The 4,443-nt window shown below is 43.7% G+C and carries 5 protein-coding genes and 1 pseudogene; 5 read left to right on the top strand and 1 reads right to left on the bottom strand.

What is annotated here, in order from left to right; genetic code table 11:
- From GBV73_RS11440 to GBV73_RS10545, 4 genes and pseudogenes are all read left to right on the top strand, one after another.
- Positions 1-148 (top strand): annotated as a pseudogene (locus GBV73_RS11440) (RNA-guided endonuclease TnpB family protein); the annotation flags it as partial.
- 169 nt (positions 149-317) lie between these two features.
- Positions 318-740: a Na(+)/H(+) antiporter subunit B gene (locus GBV73_RS10555; protein WP_042699381.1), complete on the top strand. Its 423-nt coding sequence runs from the start codon at positions 318-320 to the stop codon at positions 738-740.
- Positions 733-1,026, top strand: a complete 294-nt coding sequence (locus GBV73_RS10550) for a cation:proton antiporter subunit C (RefSeq protein WP_042699383.1) — start codon at positions 733-735, stop codon at positions 1,024-1,026. The genes GBV73_RS10555 and GBV73_RS10550 overlap by 8 nt, the downstream gene beginning before the upstream one ends.
- A complete protein-coding gene (locus GBV73_RS10545) occupies positions 1,023-2,546 on the top strand; it encodes a proton-conducting transporter membrane subunit (protein WP_152881219.1) in 1,524 nt (507 codons plus the stop codon). The genes GBV73_RS10550 and GBV73_RS10545 overlap by 4 nt, the downstream gene beginning before the upstream one ends.
- Here GBV73_RS10545 and GBV73_RS10540 read toward each other — a convergent pair.
- Entirely contained in the window at positions 2,529-2,936 is a 408-nt protein-coding gene (locus GBV73_RS10540) for an ACT domain-containing protein (protein WP_042699388.1), read from the bottom strand. The two genes, GBV73_RS10545 and GBV73_RS10540, sit on opposite strands and share 18 nt — an antisense overlap.
- 193 nt (positions 2,937-3,129) lie before the next feature.
- Here GBV73_RS10540 and GBV73_RS10535 point away from each other — a divergent pair, with 193 nt between their 5' ends.
- Positions 3,130-4,275, top strand: a complete 1,146-nt coding sequence (locus tag GBV73_RS10535; protein WP_253910364.1) for a cation:proton antiporter — start codon at positions 3,130-3,132, stop codon at positions 4,273-4,275.
- Positions 4,276-4,443: the final 168 nt, after the last annotated feature.

The raw sequence follows: 4,443 nt of genomic DNA, 5'->3' as shown, positions 1-4,443 counted from the left end.
TAGGGATGTTGTTGGGAGTTGGAATATTCGTTTGAAAGCCTTGAAGATGTGGGGAGTCTCCGTTCCCCCCGAAAGCCCTCCAATGAAGACGGGAGGAGGGAAGCCCACCCGTTACGAGATTAACACTTTACACACACTTTACGGGTAGGCAGAACGGGAAGCTATGAGTACTACATCACCAGCTGGAAAGAAGTTGGAATTCCCAATTTAGTAACGGCAATCTTGGCGGATTGGAGGGCATACGATAGTTTAGGAGAAGCAACTCTACTTTTTACAGCAATTGCGGGCTTTTACCTCCTTCTGGGAGGGAAGAAAAAATGAAGATGAGCTTGATAGTGCGAACAACAACGAAGCTCATAAGTCCATTTCTGGTGGTTTATTCCGCATATTTAATGGTCTACGGCCACCTAAGCCCGGGAGGAGGGTTTCAGGCGGGAGTCATTTTAGCTGTTAGTGTTATCCTCTTGATAACCTCCCACGGCTATAGGAGGGTTAGAAAGACTTTCAAATTCTGGGAGGTTCAGCTCATCGAGGGGATTTCAGGAGGATTTTTGGTCCTCTTGGCAACAGCTGGAGTAGTGTTTGGTGGATTTTTCTACAACTTTCTGCGAGGAGGAGAGATTGGCTCTCTCATAAGCGGAGGGACAATACCTCTCTTCAACATAGGCGTTGCATTGAAGGTTGGAGCGGCATTTACGTTCATGTTTTACATCCTGCTGAGGTGGGTGGAACGTGATTAACCCCGAACTTGCTGGAATTATAATAATCCTCATAGGACTTTATGGCCTCATGACAAAGGAAAACCTGATCAAGATAGTCCTGTCCATAAACGTAGTGTCCATAGGGCTCGTCCTCTTCTTCATCGGCACTGGATACATAGAAGGGGGGGACGTTCCAATAATGCCCAGAGAAAAAGTTGTCGATCCTTTACCCGCTACCCTTATGCTTACCACTCTCGTTGTTGATGTCGCTATAACATCTCTTGCGTTGGCATTAATCCTAAAAATGAGGAGGGAAGAAGAATGATTCCTCTTATCGTTGCGTTTCCACTTGCTGCGGCATTTTTAACCTCCATCCTTCCAGCTTTAAGGAGAGAGAGGTTTTCCAAGCATCTGTTCCTAATTGGCATGCTGTCCCCATGGCTTATTCTACCCCAAATAATCAATAACCTCCCCTCCAATGAAGTTGTCGGAAACTGGAGCAGAGTCTCTGGCATTGAGGTTGCCGTAGATGCTTATAACATCCCCTTTATAGTGGCAGAGCTTATTCTCTCTGCTTTTGTTGCCCTCTATGTGTGGGGTTACTATCCAAGGAAAATTGAAAACAAGGCCTATGTCCTTATCCTCCTTCTTCATTCGGGGCTTTTGGGAGCTTTTATAAGCAGAGACCTCTTCAATTATTATATCTACATGGAGATAGCATCGGTAGCAAGCTTTGCTCTTGTGGGAATTTCAAAGGAGAAAGGAGCAAGGAGGGCAGCTTTCAAATACACGGTCTTTTCCCTTCTGGCTTCATACATTTTCATCTTGGGGATAGGGATTATCTACCTGAAAACAGGCTACCTGAACCTAGCCCTTATAAAAGAAAATCTGGAAATGTCGAGGGAGATTAACGTGGCTTTAGCCCTATCTTTTACATCTCTGCTCTTGAAGAGCGGAATCTTCCCTCTGTACTTCTGGCTTCCAGATGCCCACTCCAAGGCAGATGCTCCAGTAAGTGCTCTTCTTTCAGGTTTGGTTGTCAAAGCTCCTGCATACGGGATGATTCTTCTCACATTGACGTTCCCACTCAATAGTTTCGTGCAAAAAATGTTGCTTTCTCTGGCGTTCCTTTCTATGTTTTTTGGGATAGCAATGGCAATCTTACAGAAAAACTCCGAGAGGCTTTTGGCATATCACACTGTTTCACAGATGGGCTACGTGCTTCTCGGAATAGCCCTCTTAAATCCTTTGGCTGCCGCCTACTACGCCCTAGCCCATTCTCTATTTAAAGGTGGCCTTTTCTTAAGTGTAGGAAGCTTAGCGGAGCATTATGGGACTCGGGACTTGGAAAAACTATCGTATAGAAACAACAAGAGTTTAATGCTTGCAATCGTCTTGCTAAGCCTCGCTATCGGAGGTGTCAGCCCATTTATCGGAGCATTTGGGAAGGCTATGCTAATTGAGAACCTCAAGGGATTTCTGAAATATGCTTTTTATGCGGGAGGAATCGGCACTCTGGTGTCGTTTACAAAGCTTAACTATTATCTTTCGAAAAGAGGAGAAAAAATCGAAATCCCCAAAAGAAAAGAAGTGATTTCATTGTCTCTTGCAATTCTAACACTTCTCGGAGGCATCTACCTCCATCCGCATCTCAGTGTCTTCAAGGACTCCATCAGCCTTGCCATTGCCATCTTTATCTTTTACCTGCTCAGGAAGCTGGGAGTCTTTGAGGTATCCCTTAGGGCTTTTACGCCGGAGCAATTCAAAACCCTGGGCAAAGAGATAAATGCCTATATGGTTTTGTTCACTGCTGTGTTGCTCTTGTTTTTATTCAATTTCCTTTAGCGAAACCTCCATGACTTCCTCAATATTTTGCAGTTCTGCAATGAGCTCTTTCTTGCTTATATCCATCTGGCTGACATCTACGACCGCAACTATTGCACCAAGGCCAAGGGGCTCCATCTCTTCGGCTTCACTGAATAAGATGTTGGCCTTATGCTTTCCGAGTGTGCTGGTAATTTTAGCTAAAACTCCTGGCCTGTCTTTAACTACAAGTTCAATCTCTACAAGTTCTTTTCCGGGAAGGGCTACTCTCTCAAGGTGGATTTCATGGAGATTAGTATCAATCTCCACCAGAAAGTAGGCATCTTTAACAAGCCCGACTTCATATGCCCATTCAAGAGGTATCTCTACTTTTCCGTTCTCTTTAATTTTCAAAATCTCGTAGTGCCTCATAAATACAAATAGCGCTTTACAGAGTAAAAACTTTTCTGTAATCTTACTCATTCTTTAACTGCCTTAACATTTGCCTTCAACGGATTATGAATATTCCGAAAATTATGTGGCAAGAAAAAATAGATATTGGACATCTGGCTAATATGATTTGCCTTTTTAGAAAACCTTTTTAATATAAGGCGACGCCAAAAAGATGGGGATGTCAGTGGAAATTGGTGTAATTGGCTATGTGTTCATCATAATTGCAGTTGCAAGGGTTCTTGCCGAGATATTTGAGCGCATAGGCTATCCCGGATTCCTTGGAGAGATCTCAGCGGGCCTATTACTGGGAAGCTTTCTCGTTTCAATGCCCAGGGAGGAGTTGAACCTTCTTGCGGAACTTGGTGTATTCTTCCTGATGATGTATGCTGGGTTGGAGGTTACTCCAGAAGAGGTCCACCTAGGCGGTAAAAAGAGCCTTCCCCTGTACATCTTAACCTACGCCTTAATGACTTTTGTAACTCTTCCTTTCACAAACTATACGCTCTCTCACGAGAACCTTATAGTCGGCTCAATACTATCTGTAGCCTCAGCCCCCATAGTTCTTAGATTGTCCAGATTTTTTGGAGGCGATTTCCTGCATGTAGCCCTCTCATATGCCGTGATAAGCGAAATTGGGGCCCTTCTCAGTTTATACCTTCTGATTAACTTTGAAGTTTACCACTTAACGTATTTGGGCTTGCTTGTTGAGCTGCTGAAAGACGGCGTATTCTTAGGAGCCCTCTTTGGAATAAACTATTTCCTAAACGTTAAGCATAAAGTACTGATTATCCGGGCACTCAGGAATTTAAAAAGTGATGAGGCAGTTTTTGGGCTGGTAATGATTCTCGCAACCTCAATAGCACTTATCAGCGAAATGATTGGGCTTCACTTTAGTATCGGTGCTTTCGTCGTTGGACTTTTGCTTCACAGTGACCTAATAGGAACCAAGCAGTATAAGAGAGTCCACACAATAATATCTGGAGTAACCTACGGTATTTTCGCCCCAATTTTCTTTGCATGGAGAGGAATAAACTTTGAAACTGAATTCTCAGTGGAAGTGGTGTATCTCTTTGTCTTGGTCTATGTCCTCAGAATCCTCCTGACAATGGGGTTCACTTGGAACAAGGATATCAGAACAACAATAATAAGGGCCAGCGGGGTAGCTAGCTTCGGAGTCCTTGGACTGCTCGTAGGTGAGCTGGGATATGAGTATGGAGTACTGAGTCAGCACCTCTATGCACTTGCATCTTTGACCAGCATCTTAGGAATGTTTGTTTCCGTCACAATTGGAAGAATTCTATCGGCTAAAAATTCCTAGCTTTTCCACTTCATTTTTAATTTTGGGCCCGTTTAAGGGGTTCTGCAGGGACACAGGGACGTTTATTCCTTTTTGCTATTATTCTAAGCAAGATACTGTTAGGATAAGCTGTGGGGTGTCAGGTTTAAGTTACTGGCAGTACTTTAGAAAAAGAAGGGGGAACATGAA

The organism is Thermococcus sp. 101 C5 (assembly GCF_009372125.1).
Taxonomy (GTDB): Archaea; Methanobacteriota_B; Thermococci; order Thermococcales; family Thermococcaceae; genus Thermococcus_A; species Thermococcus_A bergensis.
This window is presented reverse-complemented; position numbering and strand designations above follow the sequence as displayed.